Source organism: Herbidospora daliensis, assembly GCF_001570585.1.
Classification (GTDB): domain Bacteria; phylum Actinomycetota; class Actinomycetes; order Streptosporangiales; family Streptosporangiaceae; genus Herbidospora; species Herbidospora daliensis.
Genome location: NZ_BBXF01000002.1, coordinates 1,083,715 through 1,108,906 on the forward strand (window position 1 = coordinate 1,083,715; position 25,192 = coordinate 1,108,906).

Sequence of the window (25,192 nt, forward strand, 5' to 3'; positions counted from 1 at the left end):
TCAGTGCCCGATTGTTATATGATAGAGCCTCTTTGGGGCGCTCATGGGTGTTTCTTTACGAAAGCGCCGTGATGGGCACACTAGCAGCGCTCGTGCCGGATGCGAAGAGAGTCCGCCATACGGGACAGTGACGTAACCTCTACGGCGTGCATCCGGTAATCATCTACACCCTGTCCCGCCTGGGCCTGTTCGCCGTCGCCCTGGGCGTCCTCTATCTGCTGGGTCTGCGGACCTACGTGTTGCTCGCAGTGGCCGTGTTGCTGAGCGGGCTCGCCAGTTACGTTCTGCTGTCGAAGCAGCGGGACGCGGTCAGCGAGAAGATCAGCGACAAGAGGCGCCAGCCCGAGGGCTAGTCAGGGCATCGGGAACATTCCGACTCGGGCATGGTACTCGTGCCCGAGCTTCGTGGTGTCGCTTCCCACCAAAAGCCCCTTCTTTACCGGGAGAAAGGCCTTCACCCCGATTCCTCTCTCTCGGCCGGGATTGAACCCGAGCGCCATTCCAGTACGTGGATGGAGCGCCGCGATGCCCTCTCGCGCGACCGCTCCCGGGCCCGCGGAGTCGTTTCCCAGCGGGTTGTCCATCCACCGTTGGTGGCCCCCCACGTAAACGGCCGCGCCGGTGACGGCGACGCTGTAGAGCGAATCGCCACCCGTGTGGTTCACCCATGTCGGCTTCACGTTCGCGCCTTTCGCGTACGTCTCGAAGCGCGCCGCGGTGTCGCAGAGTTTCCCCGTCTTCGGGGCCGCGCCTCCGGTGGTGACGACCACGAAATAGGAGCCGTCGGGGGAGACATCGAGGCCGCGTACATAGGAGGGAAATCCGTCGCGGCAATGGGGGGCGTAGGCATTGGTGCGCCAGCGGGCGACCTTGCCGGTCTTCAGATCGATCTGGCCGAGTTGGTCGCGTGGCTGGCCGCCGAGGGTGGTGAACGAGCCGTCGAGAATCAGCCGGTCTTTCGTCGCCGCCATCGCGTGGACCTTCGGGTCGCCTTCTGACCGGCCGCCGCCGACGGCGACGGTGAACGACGGGTCGACGGCTCCGGTCGCGGCGTCGAGGCGGGCCAGGGCGGTGCGCTGGGCACGGCCGATGTGGGAGAAGTCGCCGCCGACGTAGAGGTGGGCGCCCCGGCGTACAAGAGAGGTGATCTCGCCGCCGTAGGCGGCGCCACCGAACGACGCGATCGGGACCCCGGACGGGACGGAGAACGCGGCGAGGCCCCGGGAGAAGGAGCCGCCGGCGTAGACCGTGCCGTCGGCGCCGGCCGCGAGCGTGTTGACGGCGCCGTCGAGGAAGGGGGCGAAGGGGGAGATGCGGCCGGTCGTCAGGTCGAAGGCGAAGAGGTTGGTGCGGCGCAGGGTGGACGTGCCCGACTTCACCGAGGAGAACTCGCCGCCGACCACCACGGTGTTCCCCACCAGCGCGAACGCGTTGACGATCCCGTCTAAGACATGGGGGGTGTGGTTCACCGGATTCGGCGACACGACCGAGGGATGACGGATGCCCGCCCAGGCCGGGGTGGCCACGAGCGCGAGAGCGCTTACTGTGATCATGAATCTGGCACGCATGGCCAAGTCCTAGCAGACGCAGAGTAATCAACGCACTACGTTGCGCACATTCGACCGGGCATGGCGTGACGGTGTGTGAGGTCGTCCTAGGCTGGGCACCATGACGCGCGCTTCGCTGGACAAACAGCCCCATGAGGTCGCGGCCATGTTCGACCGCACGGCCGCGCGCTACGACCTGGTCAACGACGTGCTGTCGCTCGGCCAAGACCGGCTGTGGCGGCGGGCGACCGCGTCCGCGATCGACGCCGGGCCCGGTGAGCTGGTGCTCGACCTGGCGGCCGGCACCGGCACCTCTACCGACGCGTTCACCCAGCTTGGGGCGCGTGCCATCGCCTGCGACTTCTCGATCGGCATGCTGCAGACCGGCGTGCGGCGGCGGGGTTCGTCGGGGCTGACCGGCGGGGTCGCGGGTGTGACGTTCGTCGCAGGCGACGCGCTGCGGCTGCCGTTCGCCGACGGGGTCTTCGACGCGGTCACGATCTCGTTCGGGCTGCGCAACGTCGCCGACACCCGGCAGGCGCTGGAGGAGATGCTGCGGGTGACCCGTCCCGGCGGGCGGCTCGTGGTGTGCGAGTTCTCCCGGCCGAAGCCGAAGGCGTTCGACACGATCTACACGCAGTATCTGATGCGCCTGCTGCCGGTGGTGGCCCGCACGGTCAGCTCCAACCCCGACTCCTACGAATACCTCGCCGAGTCCATCCGCGACTGGCACGACCAGAAGAGCCTCGCGGCGGTCGTCCAGAGCGCGGGGTGGAAGCGGGTGGCGTGGCGTGACCTGAGCATGGGGATCGTGGCGCTGCACCGGGGTGTCCGACCGGAAAAGTCATGAAATTTGCACCGGCGCGCCAGGTAGAACGATGTTTTCGTCACGACTGTGCATGTTTACCCGCCGGTAGGTGTCTACCCCCTGACGAAGGTGTCGGGAGAGGGACTAGACTGCGGCGCGACAAGTTTGTGAAGTAGTTCACAAAGGCACGAAAGGCTCAGCCTACACGGTCTGCGGCCCCAAGAAACTCAAAAGGACAGGACAGGTCCCCTCGTGAGCGAGCCAGCCCTTGCGGCCCGGCGGAGCGAGACCGATGCCGACGTGATCGTCGTCGGCGCCGGCCCCGCCGGATCGACGACCGCGTTTTATCTGGCGCAGTCCGGGCTGTCGGTCCTGTTGCTGGAGAAGACGACCTTCCCCAGGGAGAAGGTCTGCGGCGACGGCCTGACCCCCCGCGCGGTCAAGGAACTGCTCGCGATGGGGATCAACGTCGACGCGCCCGGCTGGATCAGGAACAAGGGCCTGCGCGTCGTCGGCGGCGGCCTGTCGTTCGAGCTCGACTGGCCGGAGCTGTCGAGCTTCCCCGACTTCGGGCTCGTGCGCACGCGCAAGGACTTCGACGTCATCCTGGCCGACAACGCCGTGTCCAAGGGCGTCACCCTGCTCCAGGGCGTGAACGTGACCGCCCCGGTGATCGACGAGCGCAGCGGCCACGTCGTCGGCGTGAAGACCGCCTCGGGCGACGTCTACCGCTCCCGCCTGGTGATCGCGGCCGACGGCAACTCCACCCGCATCTCCCTGGCCATGGGCCTGCACAAGCGCGAAGACCGCCCGATAGGGGTCGCGGTCCGCACCTATTACACGAGCCCGCGCCACACCGACGACTACCTCGAGACCTGGCTGGAGTTGTGGGACGGCGAACGCCTGCTGCCCGGCTACGGCTGGGTCTTCGGCGTCGGCGACGGCACCTCCAACGTGGGCCTCGGGCTGCTCAACACCAGTGAGGCGTTCAAGAAGATCGACTACCGCGACCTGCTCCGGCGCTGGACCAAGAACATGCCGGCCGAGTGGGGCTTCGTCGAAGAGAACATGGTCGGCCCGATCCGGGGTGCCGCGCTGCCGATGGCCTTCAACCGGCAGCCCCACTACACCCGGGGCCTGGTTCTCGTCGGCGACGCCGGTGGGATGATCAACCCTTTCAACGGCGAGGGCATCGCGTACGCGATGGAGACCGGCCGCATCGCGGCCGACGCCGTGGTGACCGCGCTCGCCCAGCCGACCCCCGCCGCGCGCGAGCGGGTCCTGCGGGCCTATCCGCGGATACTCAAAGACGCGTACGGCGGCTATTTCACCCTGGGCCGGGCCTTCGTCGAGGCGATCGGCAAACCGGGCGTGATGAATATGCTGACGCGGCACGCGCTGCCCCACCCCCGGTTGATGAGGTTCGGCCTGAAACTCCTGGGCAACCTGACCGACCACGGTGGCGACGCGTCAGACCGGATCATCAACGCCCTGTCGAAGGTCGCGCCGTCGGCATGACACCACTGGATCGAAGAATCATGACCACATTCACCGAGAGGACGCCTTAAGCGATGGAGCTCTACGCCCCCATCCTGGTGCTCGCGGTCCTCGGGGCGGGATTCGCCGTCTTCTCCGTGAGCATCGCCCCGTTCACCGGGCCGAAGAGGTGGAACCGCGCCAAGCTCGACGCGTACGAGTGCGGTATCGACCCCACTCCGCAGCCGATCGGCGGCGGCCGGTTCCCGCTGAAGTACATGATCACAGCGATGCTCTTCATCGTCTTCGACATCGAGATCATCTTCCTCTACCCGTGGGCCGTGGCCTTCGACAAGCTCGGGGTCTTCGGTCTGGTCGAGATGGTGCTGTTCATCGTCACCGTGCTCGTGGCGTACGCCTACGTGTGGCGGCGTCGCGGATTGGACTGGGACTAATGGGCCTTGAAGAGAAACTGCCCAGCGGCTTCGCGCTGACCACCGTCGAGCAGGTCGCCGGCTGGGCGCGCAAGAACTCCGTCTGGCCGGCCACCTTCGGTCTCGCGTGCTGCGCGATCGAGCTCATGTCCACCGGTGGCCCCAAGCACGACCTGGCCCGCTTCGGCATGGAGCGCGCGTCCGCGTCGCCCCGCCAGGCCGACCTGATGATCGTGGCCGGTCGCCTGTCGCAGAAGATGGCGCCGGTGCTGCGCCAGATCTACGACCAGATGGCCGAGCCCAAGTGGGTCATCTCCATGGGCGTGTGCGCCTCGTCCGGCGGCATGTTCAACAACTACGCGGTGGTCCAGGGCGTCGACCACGTCGTGCCCGTCGACATCTACCTGCCCGGCTGCCCGCCGCGGCCCGAGATGCTCATCGACGCGATCGTCAAGCTGCACGACAAGATCCAGAACATGAAGTTCGGCGCCCACAGGGAGAAGCAGGTCGAGGAGCTCGAGCTCCAGGCGCTGCGCACCCTGCCGCTCATCGACCAGGGAGGGCAGAAATGAGCGACAACCTTCCTGAGGTCCCGGAGCAGCCGATCGCCCGGACCGGCATGTTCGGAACCTCCGGCACCGGCGACACCTCCGGCTACGGCGGCCTCGTGGTCCGCCGGCCGGCGCCGGTCTCCAGCCCGCGCCCCTACGGGAGCTACTTCGACGAGATCGTCGACGGCCTCGACCACGAGGGCGTCGAGCGGGTCGTCGTCGACCGGGGCGAACTCACGCTTCACGTGGCGCGCGAGCACCTCGTCGAGGTCATGAAGAAGCTGCGCGACGACCCCGCCCTGCGGTTCGAGCTGTCCCTGGGCGTCTCGGGGGTGCACTACCCCCACGAGGCCGGGTCGGAGCTGCGCGCGGTCTACCACCTGTGCTCGATCACCCACAACCGCCGCGTGCGGGTGGAGTGCGCGACGCCCGACTCCGACCGGCACATCCCGTCGACGGTCTCGGTCTACCCGACGCACAACTGGCACGAGCGGGAGACCTACGACTTCTTCGGCATCGTCTTCGACGGGCACCCGGGCCTGACCCGGATCGAGATGCCCGACGACTGGGAGGGCCACCCGCAGCGGAAGGACTACCCGCTGGGCGGCATCCCGGTCGAATACCGCGGCGCCGAGATCCCCGCGCCGGACCAGAGGAGGTCGTACGCATGACTCAGGAAGCGACCGAAGGCAAGGTCTACGACGTCGCGGGCCAGGACTGGGACAAGCTCACCGAAGCGGTGGCCGAGTCGTCCGAGGAGCGGCTGGTCATCAACATGGGCCCGCAGCACCCGTCGACCCACGGCGTGCTCCGGCTCGTGCTCACCCTCGACGGTGAGACGGTGACCGAGGCCCGGACCGTCATCGGCTACCTGCACACCGGCATCGAGAAGAACCTCGAATACCGCACCTGGACGCAGGGCGTCACGTTCGTGACGCGCATGGACTACCTGTCGCCGATCTTCAACGAGGTGACCTACTGCCTGGGCGTGGAGCGCCTCCTCGGCATCGAGGACCGCATCCCCGACCGGGCGCAGGCGATCCGGGTGCTCACGATGGAGCTCACCCGCATCTCCTCCCACCTGATGGCGATCTGCACCTACGGCATGGAGCTCGGGGCCACCACCCCGTTCCTCTACGGCCTGCGCGAGCGCGAGATGGTGCTCGACATCATGGAGTACATCACCGGTCTCCGGATGAACATGGCCTACATCCGGCCGGGCGGCGTCAGCGTCGACCTGCCGGCGGGCGCCGTCGACAAGATCGGCGAACTGCTCAAGGTCATGCCCGAGCGGATCAAGGACATGCGCAAGATCCTGGACGCCAACCCGGTCTACACCCGGCGTACCAAGGACATCGCCTACCTCGACCTGACCGGCTGCATGGCGCTGGGCATCACCGGCCCGGTGTTGAAGGCCGCCGGCCTGCCGTGGGACCTGCGCAAGTCGCAGCCCTACTGCGGCTACGAGACCTACGACTTCGAGATCGCCACCGAGCAGACCTGCGACGTCTACGGGCGTTACCAGGTCCGGGTCTCGGAGATGGAGGAGTCGCTGAAGCTGATCGAGCAGGCGCTCGACCGGCTCACCGGGCCGCTGAAGAACCAGCCCGTCATGATCGAGGACAAGAAGATCGGCTGGCCGGCGCAGCTCGCGCTCGGCCCCGACGGCCTCGGCAACTCGCCCGCCCACATCGCGCACATCATGAGCAGCTCGATGGAGGCCCTGATCCACCACTTCAAGCTGGTGACCGAGGGCTTCCGGGTGCCGGCCGGCCAGGCGTACGTGCCGGTCGAGTCGCCCCGCGGCGAGCTGGGCGCCCACGTGGTGAGCGACGGCGGCACCCGGCCCTTCCGGGTCCACTTCCGCGACCCGTCCTTCACGAACCTGCAGGCCGTGCCGGCCATGTGCGAAGGCGGTTACATCGCCGACGTCATCTCGGCGGTGGCCTCGCTCGACCCCGTCATGGGAGGTGTGGACCGATGACCTACTCCCCAGAGGTCCGCGAGCGTCTCGAACTGGACGCCAAGGAGATCATCGGCAAGTACCCCAAGACCCGGTCGGCGCTGCTCCCGCTGCTCCACCTGGTCCAGGCGGAGGACGGCTACGTCTCCGACGCCGGTCAGGAGTTCTGCGCCGAGATGCTGGGCCTGTCGAAGGCCGAGGTCGTCGGCGTCTCGACGTTCTACACGATGTACAAGCGCAAGCCCGCCGGTGAGTACCACGTCGGCGTCTGCATCAACACCCTGTGCGCGGTGATGGGCGGCGACCAGATCTGGGAGGAGCTCAGCGAGCACGCCGGCATCGGGCACGAGGAGGCCACCTCCGACGGCAAGGTGTCGCTGGAGCGCATCGAGTGCAACGCGGCCTGCGACTTCGCGCCGGTGATGATGGTGAACTGGGAGTTCTTCGACAACCAGACGCCCGAGTCGGCCAAGCAGCTCGTCGACGACCTGCGGGCCGGCAAGCCCGTGGTCCCGACCCGCGGCCCCGGCCGGCTCTGCACCTTCAAGGAGACCTCGCGGGTGCTCTCGGGCCTGCCCGACGAGCTCGCCGGCGAGGGTCCCTCGGCCGCCGGTCCCTCCCTTGAGGGCCTGCGCATCGCCAAGGCCAACGGCTGGGAGGCTCCCAAGTGACCACGCTGACTCCGGTCCTCACCAAGAACTGGGACCTGCCCAACTCCTTCACGCTGGAGGGCTACGGCGACTACTCCGCCGCCCGCAGCGCGCTGGCGATGGACCCCGACGCGATCATCCAGGCGGTCAAGGACTCCGGTCTGCGCGGCCGCGGCGGCGCGGGCTTCCCGACCGGCATGAAGTGGGGCTTCATCCCGCAGGGTGACGGCAAGCCCCACTACCTCGTCGTCAACGCCGACGAGTCGGAGCCGGGGACCTGCAAGGACATCCCGCTGATGATGGCCAACCCGCACTCGCTCATCGAGGGCGTCATCATCACGGCCTTCGCCATCCGGGCCAACTACGCCTTCATCTACATCCGCGGCGAGGTCGTCCACGTCATCCGGCGGGTGCAGGCGGCGGTGCGCGAGGCGTACGAGAAGGGCTACATCGGGCGCGGCATCTTCGGCAGCGGCTACGACCTGGAGATCGTCGTGCACAGCGGCGCCGGGGCGTACATCTGCGGTGAGGAGACGGCGCTGCTCGACTCGCTGGAGGGCTTCCGGGGCCAGCCCCGGCTCAAGCCGCCGTTCCCGGCCGTCGCGGGCCTCTACGCCGCGCCGACGGTCGTGAACAACGTCGAGTCGATCGCCTCGGTCCCCTCGATCGTGGCCAACGGCGCCGAGTGGTTCGCCGGCATGGGCACCGAGAAGTCCAAGGGCTTCGGCATCTTCTCGCTCAGCGGCCACGTCACCCGTCCGGGCCAGTACGAAGCCCCGCTGGGCATCACCCTGCGGGAACTGCTCGACATGGCGGGCGGCATCCGCGAGGGCCACCGGCTGAAGTTCTGGACGCCGGGCGGCTCCTCGACGCCGATCTTCACCGACGAGCACCTCGACGTGCCGCTCGACTTCGAGTCGGTCGGCGCCAAGGGCTCCATGCTCGGCACCCGGGCGCTGCAGATCTTCGACGAGACCACCTGCGTGGTCCGGGCGACGTTGCGCTGGACCGAGTTCTACGCCCACGAGTCGTGCGGCAAGTGCACGCCCTGCCGTGAGGGCACCTTCTGGCTCAAGCAGGTGCTGAAGCGGCTGGAGAAGGGTCAGGGCACCGAAGACGACCTGACCACGATCACCGACATCGCCGACAACATCCTGGGCCGGTCGTTCTGCGCCCTGGGCGACGGCGCGACGAGCCCGATCTACTCCTCGGTGCAGCACTTCCGCGACGAATACCTCAAGCACTTCGAGATCGGCGGCTGCCCGTTCGATCCCGCACTCGCAACCGTGTGGGGGAGCAAGTGACCATCCAAGCAACCCAGCCCGAGGAGCGGGCGGTCGTCGAGATGGTCACGCTGACCATCGACGGCTTCCAGGTCAGCGTGCCGAAGGGCACGATGATCATCCGGGCGGCCGAGCTGCTGGGGATCCAGATCCCCCGCTTCTGCGACCACCCCCTGCTCGACCCGGCGGCCAACTGCCGCCAGTGTCTCGTCGACATCCCCGACGCGGGCAACGGCCGCGGCTTCCCCAAGCCGCAGCCCTCGTGCGCGATCGAGGTCGCCCAGGGCATGGTCGTGCAGAGCCAGCTCACCTCGCCGGTCGCCGAGAAGGCGCAGCGCGGCGTGATGGAGATGCTGCTGCTCAACCACCCGCTCGACTGCCCGGTCTGCGACAAGGGCGGCGAGTGCCCCCTGCAGAACCAGGCGATGTCCAACGGCCAGGGCGAGTCGCGGTTCGTCGAGCAGAAGCGCACCTTCGAGAAGCCGATCGCGCTCTCGACCGAGGTGCTGCTCGACCGTGAGCGCTGCGTGCAGTGCGCGCGCTGCCTGCGCTTCTCCGACCAGATCGCGGGCGATCCGTTCATCGAGTTCTTCGAGCGCGGGGCCAAGGAGCAGGTGGGCGTCGCCGACGGCGAGCCGTTCCAGTCCTACTTCTCCGGCAACACCGTGCAGATCTGCCCGGTGGGCGCGCTGACCGGTTCGGCCTACCGCTTCCGGTCGCGCCCGTTCGACCTGGTCTCCCAGCCGAGCGCGTGCGAGCACTGCGCCTCCGGCTGCTCCCTGCGCACCGACCACCGGCGCGGCAAGGTCACCCGCCGCCTCGCCGGCGACGACCCGCAGGTCAACGAGGAGTGGAACTGCGACAAGGGCCGGTGGGCGTTCTCCTACGCCACCCAGCCCGACCGGCTGCGCTCCCCGCTGGTCCGCAACGAAGAGGGCGTGCTGGTCCCGGCGTCCTGGCCCGAAGCCTTCGCGGCCGTCGCCGCCGGGCTCGCGGGCCGCAAGGCCGGCGTCCTCACCGGCGGCCGGCTGACCGTCGAGGACGCCTACGCCTACAGCAAGTTCGCGCGGGTCGCCCTCGGCACCAACGACATCGACATGCGGGCCCGCCCCCACTCCGCCGAGGAGGCCCAGTTCCTGGCCCACTCGGTGGCGGGCAAGGGCATCGAGATCTCCTACGCCGACCTCGAGAACGCGCCGGCCGTGCTGCTGGCCGGGTTCGAGCCCGAGGAGGAGTCGCCCATCGTCTTCCTGCGGCTGCGCAAGGCGGCCCAGAAGAAGGGGCTCAAGGTCTACTCGCTGGCGCCGTTCGCCACGCCGGGCCTGGCCAAGATGGGCGGCACCCTGATCCGGACCGTCCCCGGCGCCGAGGCCGAGTCGATCGGGGAGCTCATCTCCGACGGCGTCAAGCTTCCCGCGGGCACGATCATCATGGCCGGCGAGCGGCTGGCCTCGGCCAAGGGCGCGCTGTCGGCCCTGGTCCGGTTGGCCGGTTCGACCGGCGCCCGGCTGGCCTGGGTGCCGCGCCGGGCCGGTGAGCGCGGCGCCGTCGAGGCGGGCGCGCTGCCCAACCTGCTCCCGATCGGCCGCCCGGTCGACGACGAGGCCGCCCGCGCCGAGGTCGCCCGCCTCTGGAACGTCGCCTCGCTGCCGGCCCAGGTCGGCCTCGACACGAGCGAGATCCTGCGGGCCGCCCTCGACGAGCGGCTCGACGCGCTGGTCATCGCGGGCGTCGACCCGAGCGACCTGCCCGACCCCGAGCTCGCCCTGCGGGCCCTGGAGAACACGCCGTTCATCGTCAGCCTGGAGATCCGGGCCAGCGCCGTCACCGACCGCGCCGACGTGGTGCTGCCGGTCGCGGCGGTCGCCGAGAAGGCCGGCACGTTCGTCGACTGGGAGGGCCGCGGCCGCTCCTTCGAGGCGTCCGTGCCGCAGCCCGGTCTGATGAGCGACCTGCGCGCCGTCGCCGCCATCGCCGACGCGATGGACGTCCACCTGGGTCTGCCCGACGTCGCCGCGGTCCGCCGCGAGCTCGGCGCCCTGGGCGCCTACAAGGGCGGCCGCCCGGTCGCGCCGAGCGTCACCGGCGGCACCGTCGCCGAGCCCGGCGCCGGTGAGGCCGTCCTGGCGAGCTGGCACCTGCTGCTCGACGACGGCAAGCTGCAGGACGGCGAGCCGTTCCTGGCGGGCACCGCCCGCGACGCGGTCGCGCTGCTGTCTCCGGCCACCGCCGCCGAGATCGGCGCGGTCGACAAGGTCACCGTCAACGGCGTCATCCTGCCGCTGCGGATCGCCGACCTGCCCGACCGGGTCGTCTGGGTGCCGGCCAACTCCGGCGGAGTCTCGGTCACCCGCGACGTGCGGGCCGAGGCGGGCGACGTCGTCACGATCGGAAGTGCCTCATGAGCCTCCTGACAACGGCCAGCGTGCTGGCCAGCCCGGCGGCCCCGGGCAGCCCGGGCCCGGGCCTGGCCGACTTCGGCCACGATCCCGTGTGGATCAGCATCATCAAGGGCCTGGTCATCTTCGTCTTCCTGCTGCTGGGCGTGCTGTTCGGCGTGTGGCTGGAGCGCAAGCTCATCTCGCGCATGCAGCACCGCTACGGCCCCAACCGGGCGGGCAAGTTCGGCCTCCTTCAGACCGTCGCCGACGGTCTGAAGATGGGGCTCAAGGAAGACCTGATGCCCCGCAAGGTCGACAAGCTGATCTTCTTCCTGGCGCCGGTGATCATCTCGGTGCCGGCGATCCTGGCCTACTCGGTCATCCCGATGGGCCCGGTCGTGTCGATGTTCGGCCACAAGACCCCGCTCCAGCTCACTGACATGCCGGTCGCGGTCCTGTTCATCCTCGCGATGTCCTCGATCGGCGTCTACGGCATCGTGCTGGCCGGATGGGCGTCCAAGTCGCCCTACGCGATCCTCGGCGGGCTGCGCTCGTCGGCCCAGGTGGTCTCCTACGAGATCGCGATGGGCCTGTCGTTCGTGGCGGTCTTCCTGTACGCCGGCACGCTCTCGACCTCCGAGATCGTCGCCAAGCAGGCCGACGGCGGCACCGCGACGCTCTTCGGCCTCGACGTCCCGCTGCCCAGCTGGTACGCCATCCTGCTGATCCCGTCGTTCCTCATCTACGCGATGACGATGTTCGGCGAGGTCAACCGGGTGCCCTTCGACCTCCCCGAGGGCGAGGGCGAGCTGGTCGCCGGCTACCACACCGAATACAGCTCCTCGCTGAAGTTCGCCATGTTCCAGCTGGCCGAATACGTCAACGTGTTCGTGGTCTCCGGTGTGATGGTCACGCTGTTCCTCGGCGGCTGGCGGGCCCCCTGGCCCATCTCCATCTGGGACGGCGCGAACGTCGGCTGGCTGCCGCTGCTGTGGTTCTTCGGCAAGATCGTGCTGATCTTCTGCTTCTTCGTCTGGGTCCGCGCCTCGCTGCCGCGTGTGCGCTACGACCAGCTCATGGCCTTCGGCTGGAAGGTCCTGATCCCGCTGAACCTGGCGTGGATCCTGCTGGTCGCCACCTTCCGCGCGCTGCGTGTCGAACAGAGCACCCCGGTCTTCATCCTGATGGCCATCGTGGTGGTCGGCGCCCTCGCGGTCTTCTTCCGATTCGACACCGTGCAGCAGCGCCGCCGCGAGGCCCGCGCCGAGCAGGTCGAGGAGGAGTTCGAGCAGCTCCGCGAGGAGCCCACCGCCGGTGGATTCCCGGTCCCGCCGCTGGATCTGCCGCACTACCACGGGGCGAATCGCAAGGAGGTCCCCAGTGCCTAAGTTCGACTGGCTGAACCCCGTCAAGGGGTTCGGCGTCACCTTCCACCACATGTTCAAGAAGCCGGTGACGGTGAACTACCCGGAGGAGAAGCGGCCCACGGCGCCGCGTTTCCACGGGCGGCACCAGCTCAACCGGTGGCCCGACGGTCTCGAGAAGTGCGTCGGCTGCGAACTGTGCGCGTGGGCCTGTCCCGCCGACGCCATCTTCGTGGAGGGCGCCGACAACACCGACGAGGAGCGCTTCTCGCCCGGTGAGCGCTACGGCCGGACGTACCAGATCAACTACGCGCGCTGCATCCTGTGCGGGTTGTGCATCGAGGCGTGCCCCACGCGGGCGCTCACGATGACCAACGAGTACGAACTGGCCGACTCCAGCCGCGAGGCGCTCATCTACACCAAGGAGATGCTGCTCGCCCCGCTCACCGCGGGCATGGAGCAGCCGCCCCACGCGATGCGCCTCGGCGAGACCGAAGACGACTACTACCGACTGGGACGCGACAATGGGTGAGACCATCACGTTCTGGGTGCTCGCCGTCGTCTCGGTGAGCGCGGCGCTCGGGCTCGTCTTCAGCCGCAAGGCCGTCTACTGCGCCCTGATGCTCGGCGTGGTGATGCTCTCGCTGGCGGTCCTCTACGCGGTCCAGGACGCCCCGTTCCTGGCGGCGGTGCAGATCATCGTCTACACCGGCGCCGTGATGATGCTGTTCCTGTTCGTGCTGATGCTGGTCGGCGTCGACTCGTCCGACTCGCTGGTCGAGACGATCAAGGGCCAGCGGTTCTGGGCGATCGTCGCCGGGCTCGCCTTCGCCGCCCTGGTGGCGCTGGGCATCGGCAACGTGGCGTTCACCCCGGCCGTCGGCCTCGGCGCGGTCAACGCGGCGGGCAACGTGCCGTCGCTGGCCGAGCTGATCTTCACGCGCTACGTGTTCGCCTTCGAGGTCACCTCGGCGCTGCTGATCACCGCGGCGCTGGGCGCGATGGTGCTGGCCCACCGCGAGCGCCTGGAGCAGCGCGCCACCCAGCGGGAACTGTCCCGCGAGCGCTTCGTCAAGTACGGCGAGGAGGGCATCGACCCCTCGCCGCTGCCCGGCCCCGGCACCTACGCCCGCGCCAACGCGATCGACATGCCCGCGCTGCTGCCCGACGGCAAGATCTCCAAGCTGTCGGTCAACCGCTACATCGCCAGGTACGAGGCCGAAGAAGGCACCATCGACCCGCAGGTGGCCGAGATCCTGGAAGGTGAGGACAAGTGACCACCCACTACCTCGTGCTCAGCGCGCTGCTGTTCGCGATCGGCGGGATCGGCGTCCTGGTGCGGCGCAACGCCATCGTCGTGTTCATGTGCGTGGAGCTCATGCTCAACGCGTGCAACCTGGCGTTCGTCACCTTCGCCCGCCAGAACGGCAATGTCGACGGCCAGGTCATCGCCTTCTTCGTGATGATCGTGGCCGCCGCCGAGGTCGTCATCGGCCTGGCCATCATCGTGACGATCTTCCGAACCCGCAGGTCCGCGTCGGTCGACGACGCCAGCCTGCTGAAGTACTAAGAGGTGGCCGTGGAACCCGCAGAGATCCTGTCGCACGCCGGCGGGGGTGCGATCAGCCTGGCCTGGCTGATGATCGTGCTGCCCCTCGCCGGTGCCGCGATTCTCCTTATCGGTGGCCGCGCCACGAACAAGTGGGGCCACCTCCTTGGCGTGCTCATGTCGGTCGGCGCCTTCGTGGTGGCGGCCCTCGTGTTCTTCCAGCTGATCGGGCTCGACCCGGCGCAGCGCCGCCAGTCGGTGAACCTCTACGAGTTCATCCCGGGCGTCGCGAACATCGGGCTGCTGATCGACCCGCTGTCGATCTCGTTCTGCCTGCTGATCACGTTCGTCGGATCGCTGATCCACGTCTACTCGATCGGCTACATGTCGCACGACCCGGACAGGCGGCGGTTCTTCGCCTACCTGAACCTGTTCGTCGCGGCGATGCTGCTGCTGGTGCTGGCCGACAACTACGTCGCCCTGTTCATCGGCTGGGAGGGCGTGGGTCTCGCGTCCTACCTGCTGATCGGGTTCTGGCAGTACAAGCCGTCGGCGGCGGTGGCCGCCAAGAAGGCGTTCGTGGTCAACCGGGTCGGCGACTTCGGCCTGCTGATCGCGATGTTCCTGATCTTCGCCCAGTTCGGCACGCTGTCGTACGCGGAGGTCTTCCCGAACGCCGCCCAGGCCAGCCAGGGGGTGCAGACCGCGATCGGCCTGCTGCTCCTGCTCGGCGCGTGCGGCAAGTCGGCCCAGCTGCCGCTGCAGTCGTGGCTTCTCGACGCGATGGAGGGCCCGACCCCGGTCTCGGCCCTCATCCACGCCGCGACGATGGTCACCGCGGGCGTCTACCTGGTGGTCCGCTCGGGCGCCGCGTTCTTCCCCGAGGGCAGCACGGCCGGTCTGGTCGTGACGATCGTCGGTGTGGCGACGCTGCTGGCCGGTGCGATCATCGGTACGGCCAAGGACGACATCAAGAAGGGCCTGGCCGGCTCGACGATGTCGCAGATCGGCTACATGATGCTCGCCGCGGGCATCGGCCCGGCCGGTTACGCCTTCGCCATCGCCCACCTCATCACCCACGGCTTCTTCAAGGCCGACCTGTTCCTCGGCGCAGGTTCGGTCATGCACGCCATGAACGACGAGGTCGACATGCGGCGCTACGGCGGCCTGCGCAAGCTGCTGCCGATCACCTTCGCGACCTTCTTCATCGGCTACCTGGCGATCATCGGCTTCCCGCTGCTGTCCGGTTACTTCACCAAGGACGGCATCATCGAGTCGGTCATGCACCACAACGCGATCCTCGGCTGGCTCGCGGTGGTGGGCGCCGGCATCACCGGCTTCTACATGACCCGCATGGTCGTGATGACCTTCTTCGGCCCGAAGCGCTGGGACGAGAAGGCCCACCCGCACGAGTCGCCGGCCGTGATGACCTGGCCGCTGATCATCCTGTCGGTCTTCTCGGTCGGCCTGGGCGCCTACCTGATCCTCAGCAACCGCCTGATGGTCTTCCTGGGCCCGGCCGTCGGCCTGCCCGCGGAGCTGCCCGGCTTCCACCCGTTCAGCGTGCCCGGTCTGACGACCCTGGCCCTGGTCGCCGTCGGCGCCGGGATCGCGATCGCCAAGTACGGCCGCAGCGAGGTGCCCGTCGTACAGCCGCGCGGCTCGTTCCTCACCGTCTTCGCCCGTCGTGACCTCTACGGCGACGCCCTCAACGAGGCGCTGTTCATGCGCCCCGGCCAGTGGCTCACCCGCCTGGCGGTCTTCTTCGACAACCGGGGCATCGACGGCGTGGTCAACGGGCTGGCCGCCGGTGTCGGCGGATCCTCCGGCAGGCTGCGGAAGATCCAGACCGGTTACGTCCGGTCGTACGCCCTGTCGATATTCGTCGGTGCCGCCGTGCTGGCCGGCGCCTGGTTCGTGGTTGGGACCCTGTGATGACCGCCATCCCGTGGCTTTCGATCCTGATGGGCGTGTCCGTCCTGGGCGCGCTCGGCGTGTCGTTCCTCAAGAACGACAAGCTCGCAAAGCAGGCGACGCTCGGCGTCTCACTGCTCGTGCTGGTGCTGGCCGTCGTGATGACGGTCGGCTTCAGCCCCAACGGCGACCGGTTCCAGTACGCCGAGACGTATGACTGGATCCCCTCCTTCGGCGTCCACTACGCGGTGGCCGTCGACGGCGTGGCGCTGGTGCTGATCCTGCTGTCGGCCGTCCTCGTGCCGATCGTCGTGCTGGCCTCCTGGCACGACGCCGAGCAGGGCAAGCGCTCGGTCCGGACCTACTTCGCGCTGCTCCTGGTGCTCGAAGCGATGATGATCGGCGTCTTCGCGGCGACCGACGTCTTCCTGTTCTACGTGTTCTTCGAGGCCATGCTGATCCCGATGTACTTCATGATCGGGTCGTACGGCGGCGCGCAGCGGTCCTACGCGGCGGTCAAGTTCCTGCTCTACTCGCTGTTCGGCGGCCTGCTGATGCTGGTGGCCGTGATCGCGCTCTACAACGTGGCCGACAAGAACAGCTTCCTGTTCCCCGACCTCATCGGCGCGGTCACCGACCCAACAACGCAGAAGTGGCTCTTCCTGGGCTTCTTCATCGCCTTCGCGATCAAGGCCCCGCTCTGGCCGGTGCACACCTGGCTGCCCGACGCCGCCGCGCAGGCCCCGGCCGGCGCCGCGGTGCTGCTCGTGGGCGTGCTCGACAAGGTCGGCACCTACGGCATGCTGCGGTTCTGCCTGGAGCTGTTCCCCGACGCGGCCAAGTGGGCGACCCCGGTCGTCATCGCGCTGTCGGTGATCGGCATCGTCTACGGCGCCATCGTGGCCATCGGTCAGACCGACATCAAGCGGCTCATCGCGTACACCTCGATCTCGCACTTCGGGTTCATCACGATGGGCGTGTTCGCGATGACCACCACGGCTGCCTCGGGCGCGACGCTCTACATGGTCAACCACGGGTTCTCGACCGGTGTGCTGTTCCTGGTCGCGGGCTTCCTGATCTACCGCCGCGGCTCGCAGTTCATCGCCGACTACGGCGGCGTGCAGAAGGTCGCCCCGCTGCTGGCGGGCGCGTTCCTGATCGCGGGCCTGTCGGGTCTGTCGCTGCCCGGCCTGAGCACGTTCGTCAGCGAGTTCATGGTGCTCCTGGGCACCTACGAGCGCTACGCCGTCCCGGCCATCATCGGCACGACCGGCGTCATCCTCGCCGCCATCTACATCCTGTGGATGTACCAGCGCACCATGAACGGCCCCACCGCCGAGTCGGTCGCCGAGATGAAGGACCTCAACGGACGCGAACGCTGGGTCGTCGCGCCGCTGATCGCCCTGATCGTCGTCTTGGGCTTCTTCCCCAAGCCGCTTCTCGACGTGATCAACCCGGCCGTCAAGGAGTCGCTCGTCAACGTGAAGGTCACCGACCCGGCTCCGGTCGTCGCTGTTAAGGAGGGCCAGTGATCACGGCTCCCACCATCGAGTACTTCGCACTGGCCCCGCTGCTGATCATCTTCGGCGCGGCCATCATCGGGGTGCTCGTCGAGGCGTTCGCGCCTCGCTACCTGCGGCGGGCGATCCACGTCCCGCTGACGCTGCTGTCGCTGGTCGGCGCGTTCGCGCTGGTCATCCTGCAGACCGTCCGCGGCGTTCCGACGACCCCGGCGGCGATGGGCTCGGTCGCGGTCGACGGCCCGACCCTGTTCATCTGGGGCACCATCCTGGTGCTGTCGTTCGTCAGCATCCTGCTGATCAACGACGAGGAGCAGTTCGTCCCTTCGGCGGCGGCCGTCCCCGGCTCTGCCGAGGAGGAGAAGGCGATCTCCGAGGGCGCCGCGCACACCGAGGTCTACCCGCTGGCCCTGTTCGCCATCGGCGGCATGCTGCTCTTCCCGGCCTCGAACGACCTGCTCATCATGTTCGTCGCGCTTGAGGTCATGTCGCTGCCGCTCTACCTGCTGTGCGGGCTGGCGCGCCGCCGCCGCCTGCTGTCGCAGGAGGCGTCGGTCAAGTACTTCCTGCTCGGCGCGTTCTCCTCGGCCTTCTTCCTGTACGGCACCGCGCTGCTGTACGGCTTCGCCGGCACCGTCGACCTGTACGGCATCTCCCGCGCCCTGGCCACCGCCGGCGGCACCGAGACCCTGCTGCTCGTCGGCACGGCCATGCTGGGCGTCGGCCTGCTCTTCAAGATCGGCGCCGCGCCCTTCCAGGCGTGGAAGCCCGACGTCTACCAGGGCGCCCCGACCCCGATCACCGCGCTGATGGCCTCCGGAACCCTGGTGGCCGCCTTCGGCGCCGTGCTGCGGGTCTTCTGGGTCGCGCTGGGCAACGACAGCTGGAACTGGCAGCCCATCATGTGGGGCGTCGCCGCCCTGACGATGGTGGTCGGCTCGATCCTGGCGATCACCCAGACCGACATCAAGCGCATGCTGGCCTACTCCTCGATCGCCCACGCGGGCTTCCTGCTCGTCGGCGTCATGGCCGTCGGCGACAAGGGCCAGAACGCGCTGGCGCTGTCGGGCCTGCTGTTCTACCTGGTCACCTACGGCATCACCACGGTGGGCGCGTTCGCCGTGGTGACGCTCGTGCGCGACCCGGGCGGCGAGGCGTGGCACCTGTCGCGCTGGGCGGGCCTGGGCAAGCGGTCGCCGAAGCTGGCGGGCCTGTTCGCCTTCTTCCTGCTGGCCTTCGCCGGAATCCCGCTCACCAGCGGCTTCTTCGGCAAGTACGCCGTCTTCAGGTCGGCCGTCGCCCTCGGCGAGGGCTGGCTGACCGGCCTGGTCGTGCTCGCGGTCGTGGCCTCGGCGGCGGCGGCGTTCTTCTACGTCCGGGTGATCGTGCTGATGTTCTTCAGCGACCCCTCGGCCGACGGCCCCACCGTCGTCACCCCGTCGTGGGCCACGTCGGCTGTGGTCGGCTTCTCGGCATTCGCTACGGTAGCCCTGGGGGTTTTCCCGCAGCCTGTCCTCGATCTGGCGGAAAAGGCTGCGAAGTCATTGTTCGTGCAATAAGGGAGCTTTTCTATGGCCGCGCCGCCCGTTGTTGACCTGCCCGTCGCCGACGAGCGGCTGGCCGAGGACCTCTCCAACGGCCTCGCGGCCGTGGAGAAGCAGCTCCGTTCGGCGGTGGAAAGCGAGGACACGTTCGTCACCGACGTGTCCAAACACCTCATAGAGGCGGGCGGCAAGCGCTTCCGCGCGATGCTCGTCCTCCTCGCCGCCCAGTTCGGCGACCACACGGCGCCCGGGGTCATCCCGGGCGCCGTCGTCATGGAACTGACCCATGTGGCCACGCTCTACCACGACGACGTCATGGACGAGGCGTCCGAGCGCCGCGGCAAGCCGTCGGTGAACGCCCGCTGGAACAACACGATGGCGATCCTGACGGGCGACTACGTGTTCGCGCGGGCCGCCGACATCATGGCCGACCTGGGCCCCGAGCCGGTGCGCATCCAGGCCAAGACCTTCGCCCGTCTCGTCCGCGGCCAGATCCGCGAGACCGTCGGCCCGGCTGAGGGCGTCGACCCGATCGAGCACTACATCGACGTCCTGGCCGACAAGACCGGCTCCCTGATCTCCACCTCGGCCCGTCTGGGCGCGATGCTGGCCGGCGCGCCCCAGGACGTCGTGCTGCGGCTGACGGCGGCCTGCGAGGCTATCGGGGTCGCCTTCCAGCTCGGCGACGACATCATCGACGTCGCCTCGGAGACCTCCGGCAAGACGCCCGGGACCGACCTGCGCGAGGGCATCCGCACCCTGCCGGTCCTCTACGCCCTCGGCTCCGACGAGAACCCCCGGCTGCGCTCCCTGGTCGCGGGCCCGGTGCCCGAGGACGACATCGAGGAGGCGCTGGAACTGCTGCGCGCCTCCGAGTCGCTGAAGAAGGCCCGCGCCGAGCTGGAGCGCTGGTCGGCACGGGCGAAGGACCAGCTCTCCGAGCTCCCCGACATCCCCGCCCGCGCGGCCCTGTTGTCGCTGTGCGACTTCGTGGTGGAGCGCTCGGCCTAACCGACGGGCGCCAGTTCCTTCTCCGGTACGGGCTTCTTCACCAGGCCGTACCGGAGGCTGTCCCACGTGAAGACGGCCAGGGCCAGCCAGACCACCCCGAACCCGATCCAGCGCTCGGCCGGCATGGTCTCCTTGATGACCAGCACCCCGAGGATGAACTGCACGACCGGCGCGATGTACTGCAGCGGCCCCACGATCGTCAGCGGCACGCTGATGACCGAGGCGGCGAAGAACAGCAGCGGCACCGCCGTGACGACGCCCGAGCTGATCAGCAGCAGCGCGTGGCCGGCGCCGTGGTTGCCGAAGGTGTTGCCGCCGCCCAAGCTGAACAGGTAGAGCGCCGCCGGGACCAGCATGACCAGGGTCTCGATCGTGAGGCTCTCGGCGGCTCCGACCTGGGCCTTCTTCTTGACCAGGCCGTACAGACCGAAACTGAAGGCCAGCGTGAGGGCGATCCAGGGCAGCTGCCCGTAGCCCACGGTCAGGATGACGACGGCCGTGATCCCCAGCCCCACCGCCACCCACTGCCACCGGCGCAGCCGCTCACCGAGGATGACCACCCCGAACAGGATGCTGACCAGCGGGTTGATGAAGTAGCCGAGGGCGCTCTCGACGACGTGCCCGGAGTTGACCGCGTAGATGTAGACGCCCCAGTTGGTGGAGACGAGCACCCCCGCCGCCGTGAGGAGCAGCACCTGCCTGCGCGTCAGCCCTCTGATCCACTTCCAGTGCCGCCGTACCGCCAGGACGACGATCACGACCGCGAGCGACCAGAGCATGCGATGGGCGAGGATCTCGACGGCACCGCTGGGCTTGAGGAGGGGCCAGTACAGAGGGAACAGGCCCCAGAGGAGGTAAGCGGCGATGCCGTACCAGACTCCTCGGCGCAAATCAGGCATGAACCCTAGTTTGGCTGCTTACCTTGTTTATTACAAATAAGTGATGTTGTGTTGATGGTTAAGTGGTTCTAACGGAACAAAGCTTGGCGCACCTTGGTTGAGGTGGTCAGGAGGTAGACATGGGCTGGATCTTCGGTACGAACAAGGCATCCATGGTGAGCAAGGACAACGCGCTCCCAGGACGGTCCGTCACCATGCCGGTGACCGACCGGCACCTTGTCCTGGGGAGTACCCTCACCCCGCCCTGGCCCGAGGGCGCGGAGGTCGCCGACTTCGGGCTCGGGTGCTTCTGGGGCGCGGAGCGCAAGTTCTGGCAGACCCCCGGGGTACTGTCGACGGCGGTCGGCTACCAGGGCGGCTACACGCCCAACCCGACCTATGAGGAGGTGTGTTCCGGGCTGACCGGGCACACCGAGGCCGTCCGGGTCGTCTTCGACCCTTCCCAGGTCTCTTACGAGGAGCTCCTCAAGGTGTTCTGGGAGGCCCACGACCCCACGCAGGGGATGCGCCAGGGGAACGACGTCGGGACGCAGTACCGGTCGGCGATCTACACGCACTCGGAGGCCCAGGAGAAGTCGGCGGCGGCTTCGCTGGCGGCTTACCAGGAGGTGCTGTCCGCGGCGGGGTACGGGGAGATCACGACGGAGGTGAAGGCGGCGCCGGAGTTCTATTACGCGGAGGACTACCACCAGCAGTACCTTCACCGCAATGTCAACGGGTACTGCGGGATTGGCGGGACGGGTGTCAACGCAGGTGCCCCGTCCAACTGGTGCCCTACGGGGCTGACCAGCTCCTCGCCTGAGGAGTAGTTCGCGGTTCGGGTGAGACCTCCGGCGGCACGGCCGCTCGGGGGTCTCTTTCGTTCGAGGATCGCTGCGCAGACATGTCTTCAACCTCCGGACGGCCAGCAAGCCACGCATATAGCATCATCGCTATGACCTGGGGTACGGTTGAGCTGGAGCCTGAGGTTCGCGAGTGGCTCGAAAAGTTGCCGGTGGCCTCATTCGCTAAAGCCGCCTTCTATATCGACCTCCTGGCGGCTGAAGGCCCACTGCTCGGAGAGCCGTACACGCGGCAACTCGACGGCAAGCTTCGCGAGCTGCGGTTCCACTTGGATGATCTATCAATGCGGGTGAGCTATTGGATCGCCCCGCACAGACGGATCGTCCTGCTGACGGTCTTCCACAAGACGCGGATGCGGGAAGATCGAGAAGTGGATCGAGCTCGGCGGGCATTGCTGCGCTGTGTCGATCAGGCGCACACGGTGGATGTGGATGAGGAGCCGGCATGAGTGAGGACACGACGTGGGAGGAACTCCGGCGGCGACGGCTGGCTGAGCCTGGCGCGAGTGAAGCTTATGAGGCGGCACGTCTGGCGTTCGAGCTCGGGAAAGCCGTACGGCGGATGCGAGAAGGGTACGGGTGGAGTCAGGCGGAATTGGCCGTCGCCGCGGATATGACGCAATCCGCTGTGGCACGCTTCGAAGCTGGCGGCACGGTTCCGACCCTTCCTGTGCTCGAGCGGTTGGCGAGGGCGTTGAACGCTGACCTTGAGGTGCGGATCAGTCCGCGAGCCCCGGCCGCTTGACCCGCTTCGGGAGCCGGTGCCGCCGTGCCCAAGCATCGCGCACCGGTGGGAACTGGGGTTTCGTATTCTGCTGGTCTCACTTCTGCTGAGGCGTAGAACTACGGCTTCGGCCTGAGCCACTGGCCCTTGGTCGGGTCCCTGCGGGGAGCTGATCTCGGGCCAGATGTGTGTTCGGCGACGAGTTCCTTCACGAGCTGTAGTGCTCACCCCACGGCGTCGGCGGGTGGGGGTCGCGGTCTCCATCGGGCGGAGGCCGGCTGGTTAGACTCGACGGATCACGCGCCGGTCATGCCGGTCGTACCATGCCATCTCACTGACTTGCGAGACATTCATGATCTTCATCACGGCGAAATTCCGCGTGCTGCCCGAGTATGCCGACCAGTGGCCCGAGATCACACGCGAGTTCACCGAGGCCACTCGCGGTGAGCCTGGCTGCTTGTGGTTCGACTGGTCGCGCAGTGTCGAGGACCCGACGGAGTACGTCCTCGTCGAGGCGTTTCGGGATGGCGATGCGGGAGGTGCGCACGTCCAGTCCGATCATTTCAGGAAGGCGCAGCAGACGTTGCCCCGCCATCTCGCCGAGACCCCCCGGATCGTCAACGCGACGCTTCCGCAGGACGACTGGTCACTTCTCGGCGAGATGGCCGTGCCTGAGGCGTGAGGCAAGCTTGGGGCGTGAATGCCCACAGACGATGTCAGAGCCCCCCCGGCGCAGCCCAGCTCCGGCGGTTCATGGGTCACACGCCTGTAAGGAGGCGTAGAGCTGCGGCTTCGGCCTGAATGACTGGTTTCCTTCGGGGAGCTGGTCTCGGGCCAGACGTGTATTGACCGTGCTTTACCGCTCAAGCCACAGTGAGCGCATGAACCGGGCCCTGGCCGTGCTGACCTTCGGTGCGCTGCTCACGCTGCTGATCGGGGTCGTCGCATCCGGGGAGTCCCTGCCGGCGCTCCTGCTCGGCACCGTCTTCACCGCCTTGGCCACCGCCGGTTTCTCCTGGGTACGGGCGCGCGGTCGGCCGGCCTGGTCGTTCGGTTATATCGCCGTGCAGTTGCCGATCGCCTTCGTGGTGTTCTCGCTGAACGCGGGGGTCGGCGCGACTCTGCTGCTTCTCGTACTGGTCAGCCAGTGTGTGCTGCTGCGGTTGCCGGTCGCGGCGACGGCGGTCGTGGTCGGGGTGGTGCCGTTCGTCCACCTCGGCATGTCGTGGGGTGAGGGGCTGCGGGAAGGGCTGGGAATACTCGTCGCCGCGGTGTTCGCCGCGATCGTGACGGAGTTGCTGCAGCGTGAGCAGCGGGCCCGGGCCGAACTGGCCGTGGCGCACGAGCGGTTGCGTGACTACGCCGCGCAGGCCGAGCGGCTGGCGACCGTGCAGGAACGCAACCGGGTCGCGCGTGACATCCACGACGGGCTCGGGCACTCGCTCACCGTCGTCCAGATGCAGGTCAAGGCCGCGCGGGCGGTGTTGCCGATCGACGTCGCCAAGGCCGACGAGGTGCTCGCCAAGGCGCAGGACCAGGCGGAGGCCGCGCTCGCCGAGGTGCGGCGCTCGGTGCGTACACTGCGCGAACCGCGTGAAGTCCCTCCGCTGCCCGATGCCTTGGAGGTGTTGGCCGAACTGACGTCCGCTTCGGGTGTGGCGACCAGTGTGGCGATATCCGGTGAGCGGCGGCCGTTGTCCGACGAGACGCGGGAGGCGCTGTTCCGGGCGGCGCAGGAGGGGCTGACCAACGTGCGCAAGCACGCGGGGGCCACCCAGGCCGAGTTGGTGCTCGACTACGTCGACGCCGCCGTTCGGCTGGCCGTCCGGGACGACGGGGGTGGGTCCGCTTCGGCGGCTACGTCCGGGTTCGGGCTGGTGGGGCTGCGGGAGCGGGCCGAGCAGCTGGGTGGGCGGTTGAGTGTCGAATCGGCGCCGGGGGCGGGGTACACGTTGAGCATGGAGGTGCCCGGGTGAGCCCGGTTCGTGTGCTTCTGGTGGACGATCAGGCGCTGTTCCGCGAGGCACTCTCGACACTTTTGAGCACGCACGACGGGATCGAGGTCGTCGGCGAGGCGGGGAACGGTGACGAGGCGATCCGGCGGGCCGCCGAGCTGGCCCCGGACGTCGTGCTGATGGATCTGCGCATGCCGGTCCTGGACGGCGTCGCGGCGACCCGCCGCCTGCGTACCGACCACCCTGGCATCGGCGTCATCGCGCTGACGACGTTCGACGACGACGAGAACGTGTTCGCCGCGCTTCGTGCCGGGGCTCTGGGCTATCTGCTCAAGGACGTCTCCTCGGCTCAGCTGATCGAGGCCGTGTTGGCCGCCGCGCGAGGGGAGTCGGTGTTGCAGCCGTCCGTCGCCGCGAAGGTGGTCGCCCAGTTCGCCCGGCTGCCCTCGGCCGGCGCACCGGAGCCGCAGCCGTTGGTCGTGCCGTTGTCCGGCCGCGAGCTCGACGTTCTGCGTCTGCTCGCCACCGGGCACAGCAACCGGGAGATCGCCTCGACGCTGCATCTGGCCGAGGGGACCGTGAAGAACCACGTCACCAACGTGCTGGCCAAGCTGAACGCCCGCGACCGCACCCAGGCCGCCTTGCGCGCACGGTCGCTCGGGCTGCTCTGAGGGTCACGGCCGCGTCGTGACCTCGGTCATGACTTCCGGCACATGGCAGGACGAAGGCCGGCGGCGACTCTTGTCGGTATCAGCCGATACCGAATCGAAGGAGACG

Annotated in this window: 26 protein-coding genes; 24 read left to right on the forward strand and 2 right to left on the reverse strand. The window is 68.3% G+C overall.

Annotation, left to right across the window (positions count from 1 at the left end):
* Positions 1-146: 146 nt before the first annotated feature.
* The gene (locus tag AW274_RS11510; RefSeq protein ID WP_062431006.1) at positions 147-353 is read left to right on the forward strand and encodes a DUF4229 domain-containing protein; all 207 of its coding nucleotides are present in this window, start codon (positions 147-149) and stop codon (positions 351-353) included.
* On the opposite strand, the gene AW274_RS11515 is transcribed toward AW274_RS11510, so the two are convergent.
* Positions 354-1,568 carry an NHL repeat-containing protein gene (locus tag AW274_RS11515; protein WP_063813234.1) on the reverse strand — a complete coding sequence of 405 codons (1,215 nt, stop codon included), beginning with the start codon at positions 1,566-1,568 and terminating at the stop codon, positions 354-356.
* A gap of 100 nt (positions 1,569-1,668) precedes the next feature.
* Here AW274_RS11515 and AW274_RS11520 point away from each other — a divergent pair, with 100 nt between their 5' ends.
* From AW274_RS11520 to AW274_RS11600, 17 genes are all read left to right on the forward strand, one after another.
* Positions 1,669-2,397 (forward strand): demethylmenaquinone methyltransferase, encoded by a 729-nt coding sequence (locus AW274_RS11520; RefSeq protein WP_062431008.1) that lies wholly within the window; start codon positions 1,669-1,671, stop codon positions 2,395-2,397.
* A gap of 210 nt (positions 2,398-2,607) precedes the next feature.
* Complete coding sequence (locus AW274_RS11525) at positions 2,608-3,873, forward strand: geranylgeranyl reductase family protein (protein ID WP_062431009.1); 1,266 nt, start codon at positions 2,608-2,610, stop codon at positions 3,871-3,873.
* A gap of 53 nt (positions 3,874-3,926) precedes the next feature.
* Positions 3,927-4,286, forward strand: a complete 360-nt coding sequence (locus AW274_RS11530; protein ID WP_030456130.1) for an NADH-quinone oxidoreductase subunit A — start codon at positions 3,927-3,929, stop codon at positions 4,284-4,286.
* On the forward strand, positions 4,286-4,837 hold the full coding sequence (locus AW274_RS11535) for a NuoB/complex I 20 kDa subunit family protein (protein WP_062340570.1): 552 nt from the start codon (positions 4,286-4,288) through the stop codon (positions 4,835-4,837). The genes AW274_RS11530 and AW274_RS11535 overlap by 1 nt, the downstream gene beginning before the upstream one ends.
* The gene (locus AW274_RS11540) at positions 4,834-5,487 is read left to right on the forward strand and encodes an NADH-quinone oxidoreductase subunit C (RefSeq protein WP_062431010.1); all 654 of its coding nucleotides are present in this window, start codon (positions 4,834-4,836) and stop codon (positions 5,485-5,487) included. Before AW274_RS11535 ends, AW274_RS11540 begins: the two co-directional genes overlap by 4 nt.
* Positions 5,484-6,800, forward strand: a complete 1,317-nt coding sequence (locus AW274_RS11545; RefSeq protein ID WP_062431011.1) for an NADH-quinone oxidoreductase subunit D — start codon at positions 5,484-5,486, stop codon at positions 6,798-6,800. The genes AW274_RS11540 and AW274_RS11545 overlap by 4 nt, the downstream gene beginning before the upstream one ends.
* On the forward strand, positions 6,797-7,450 hold the full coding sequence (gene nuoE, locus AW274_RS11550) for an NADH-quinone oxidoreductase subunit NuoE (RefSeq protein WP_062431012.1): 654 nt from the start codon (positions 6,797-6,799) through the stop codon (positions 7,448-7,450). The genes AW274_RS11545 and nuoE overlap by 4 nt, the downstream gene beginning before the upstream one ends.
* On the forward strand, positions 7,447-8,733 hold the full coding sequence (gene nuoF, locus AW274_RS11555; RefSeq protein ID WP_062340574.1) for an NADH-quinone oxidoreductase subunit NuoF: 1,287 nt from the start codon (positions 7,447-7,449) through the stop codon (positions 8,731-8,733). Before nuoE ends, nuoF begins: the two co-directional genes overlap by 4 nt.
* Positions 8,730-11,117, forward strand: a complete 2,388-nt coding sequence (locus AW274_RS11560) for an NADH-quinone oxidoreductase subunit G (RefSeq protein ID WP_083974021.1) — start codon at positions 8,730-8,732, stop codon at positions 11,115-11,117. The genes nuoF and AW274_RS11560 overlap by 4 nt, the downstream gene beginning before the upstream one ends.
* Before the next feature lie 5 nt (positions 11,118-11,122).
* Positions 11,123-12,481 carry an NADH-quinone oxidoreductase subunit NuoH gene (nuoH, locus tag AW274_RS11565; protein WP_439648766.1) on the forward strand — a complete coding sequence of 453 codons (1,359 nt, stop codon included), beginning with the start codon at positions 11,123-11,125 and terminating at the stop codon, positions 12,479-12,481.
* Positions 12,474-12,989 carry an NADH-quinone oxidoreductase subunit NuoI gene (gene nuoI, locus AW274_RS11570; protein ID WP_083974024.1) on the forward strand — a complete coding sequence of 172 codons (516 nt, stop codon included), beginning with the start codon at positions 12,474-12,476 and terminating at the stop codon, positions 12,987-12,989. The genes nuoH and nuoI overlap by 8 nt, the downstream gene beginning before the upstream one ends.
* Positions 12,982-13,734 (forward strand): NADH-quinone oxidoreductase subunit J, encoded by a 753-nt coding sequence (locus AW274_RS11575; RefSeq protein WP_062431014.1) that lies wholly within the window; start codon positions 12,982-12,984, stop codon positions 13,732-13,734. Before nuoI ends, AW274_RS11575 begins: the two co-directional genes overlap by 8 nt.
* Positions 13,731-14,027, forward strand: a complete 297-nt coding sequence (nuoK, locus tag AW274_RS11580; protein WP_030456120.1) for an NADH-quinone oxidoreductase subunit NuoK — start codon at positions 13,731-13,733, stop codon at positions 14,025-14,027. Before AW274_RS11575 ends, nuoK begins: the two co-directional genes overlap by 4 nt.
* Positions 14,028-14,036: 9 nt before the next feature.
* The gene (nuoL, locus tag AW274_RS11585) at positions 14,037-15,941 is read left to right on the forward strand and encodes an NADH-quinone oxidoreductase subunit L (RefSeq protein ID WP_439648759.1); all 1,905 of its coding nucleotides are present in this window, start codon (positions 14,037-14,039) and stop codon (positions 15,939-15,941) included.
* Positions 15,941-17,452, forward strand: coding sequence for an NADH-quinone oxidoreductase subunit M (locus AW274_RS11590; RefSeq protein ID WP_062431016.1), 1,512 nt, complete (start codon positions 15,941-15,943; stop codon positions 17,450-17,452). Before nuoL ends, AW274_RS11590 begins: the two co-directional genes overlap by 1 nt.
* A complete protein-coding gene (gene nuoN / locus AW274_RS11595; RefSeq protein ID WP_062431017.1) occupies positions 17,449-18,999 on the forward strand; it encodes an NADH-quinone oxidoreductase subunit NuoN in 1,551 nt (516 codons plus the stop codon). The genes AW274_RS11590 and nuoN overlap by 4 nt, the downstream gene beginning before the upstream one ends.
* A gap of 12 nt (positions 19,000-19,011) precedes the next feature.
* On the forward strand, positions 19,012-19,995 hold the full coding sequence (locus tag AW274_RS11600) for a polyprenyl synthetase family protein (RefSeq protein WP_062431018.1): 984 nt from the start codon (positions 19,012-19,014) through the stop codon (positions 19,993-19,995).
* Here the strand turns inward: AW274_RS11600 and rarD are convergent.
* Positions 19,992-20,894: an EamA family transporter RarD gene (gene rarD, locus AW274_RS11605; RefSeq protein WP_062431019.1), complete on the reverse strand. Its 903-nt coding sequence runs from the start codon at positions 20,892-20,894 to the stop codon at positions 19,992-19,994. The genes AW274_RS11600 and rarD overlap by 4 nt on opposite strands.
* A 119-nt stretch (positions 20,895-21,013) precedes the next feature.
* Here rarD and msrA point away from each other — a divergent pair, with 119 nt between their 5' ends.
* From msrA to AW274_RS11630, 6 genes are all read left to right on the forward strand, one after another.
* Positions 21,014-21,703 (forward strand): peptide-methionine (S)-S-oxide reductase MsrA, encoded by a 690-nt coding sequence (gene msrA / locus AW274_RS11610; protein ID WP_062431020.1) that lies wholly within the window; start codon positions 21,014-21,016, stop codon positions 21,701-21,703.
* Positions 21,704-21,828: 125 nt separating this feature from the next.
* Complete coding sequence (locus AW274_RS11615) at positions 21,829-22,185, forward strand: type II toxin-antitoxin system RelE/ParE family toxin (protein ID WP_062340586.1); 357 nt, start codon at positions 21,829-21,831, stop codon at positions 22,183-22,185.
* Positions 22,182-22,481: a helix-turn-helix domain-containing protein gene (locus AW274_RS39085; RefSeq protein WP_083974027.1), complete on the forward strand. Its 300-nt coding sequence runs from the start codon at positions 22,182-22,184 to the stop codon at positions 22,479-22,481. Before AW274_RS11615 ends, AW274_RS39085 begins: the two co-directional genes overlap by 4 nt.
* Before the next feature lie 331 nt (positions 22,482-22,812).
* Positions 22,813-23,142, forward strand: a complete 330-nt coding sequence (locus tag AW274_RS11620; protein WP_062431021.1) for a putative quinol monooxygenase — start codon at positions 22,813-22,815, stop codon at positions 23,140-23,142.
* Positions 23,143-23,341: 199 nt separating this feature from the next.
* Complete coding sequence (locus tag AW274_RS11625) at positions 23,342-24,436, forward strand: sensor histidine kinase (RefSeq protein WP_062431022.1); 1,095 nt, start codon at positions 23,342-23,344, stop codon at positions 24,434-24,436.
* Positions 24,433-25,086 (forward strand): response regulator, encoded by a 654-nt coding sequence (locus AW274_RS11630; protein WP_062431023.1) that lies wholly within the window; start codon positions 24,433-24,435, stop codon positions 25,084-25,086. Before AW274_RS11625 ends, AW274_RS11630 begins: the two co-directional genes overlap by 4 nt.
* Positions 25,087-25,192: the final 106 nt, after the last annotated feature.

Coding starts and splice junctions, on each gene's coding strand:
- AW274_RS11620 (WP_062431021.1), top strand. CDS start 22,813: ATGATCTTCATCACGGCGAAATTCCGCGTGCTGCCCGAGTATGCCGAC.
- rarD (WP_062431019.1), bottom strand. CDS start 20,894: ATGCCTGATTTGCGCCGAGGAGTCTGGTACGGCATCGCCGCTTACCTC.
- AW274_RS11590 (WP_062431016.1), top strand. CDS start 15,941: ATGACCGCCATCCCGTGGCTTTCGATCCTGATGGGCGTGTCCGTCCTG.
- AW274_RS11520 (WP_062431008.1), top strand. CDS start 1,669: ATGACGCGCGCTTCGCTGGACAAACAGCCCCATGAGGTCGCGGCCATG.
- AW274_RS11600 (WP_062431018.1), top strand. CDS start 19,012: ATGGCCGCGCCGCCCGTTGTTGACCTGCCCGTCGCCGACGAGCGGCTG.
- AW274_RS11615 (WP_062340586.1), top strand. CDS start 21,829: ATGACCTGGGGTACGGTTGAGCTGGAGCCTGAGGTTCGCGAGTGGCTC.
- AW274_RS11515 (WP_063813234.1), bottom strand. CDS start 1,568: ATGCGTGCCAGATTCATGATCACAGTAAGCGCTCTCGCGCTCGTGGCC.
- AW274_RS11625 (WP_062431022.1), top strand. CDS start 23,342: ATGAACCGGGCCCTGGCCGTGCTGACCTTCGGTGCGCTGCTCACGCTG.
- msrA (WP_062431020.1), top strand. CDS start 21,014: ATGGGCTGGATCTTCGGTACGAACAAGGCATCCATGGTGAGCAAGGAC.
- AW274_RS11535 (WP_062340570.1), top strand. CDS start 4,286: ATGGGCCTTGAAGAGAAACTGCCCAGCGGCTTCGCGCTGACCACCGTC.
- AW274_RS39085 (WP_083974027.1), top strand. CDS start 22,182: ATGAGTGAGGACACGACGTGGGAGGAACTCCGGCGGCGACGGCTGGCT.
- AW274_RS11545 (WP_062431011.1), top strand. CDS start 5,484: ATGACTCAGGAAGCGACCGAAGGCAAGGTCTACGACGTCGCGGGCCAG.
- AW274_RS11575 (WP_062431014.1), top strand. CDS start 12,982: ATGGGTGAGACCATCACGTTCTGGGTGCTCGCCGTCGTCTCGGTGAGC.
- AW274_RS11540 (WP_062431010.1), top strand. CDS start 4,834: ATGAGCGACAACCTTCCTGAGGTCCCGGAGCAGCCGATCGCCCGGACC.
- AW274_RS11530 (WP_030456130.1), top strand. CDS start 3,927: ATGGAGCTCTACGCCCCCATCCTGGTGCTCGCGGTCCTCGGGGCGGGA.
- nuoE (WP_062431012.1), top strand. CDS start 6,797: ATGACCTACTCCCCAGAGGTCCGCGAGCGTCTCGAACTGGACGCCAAG.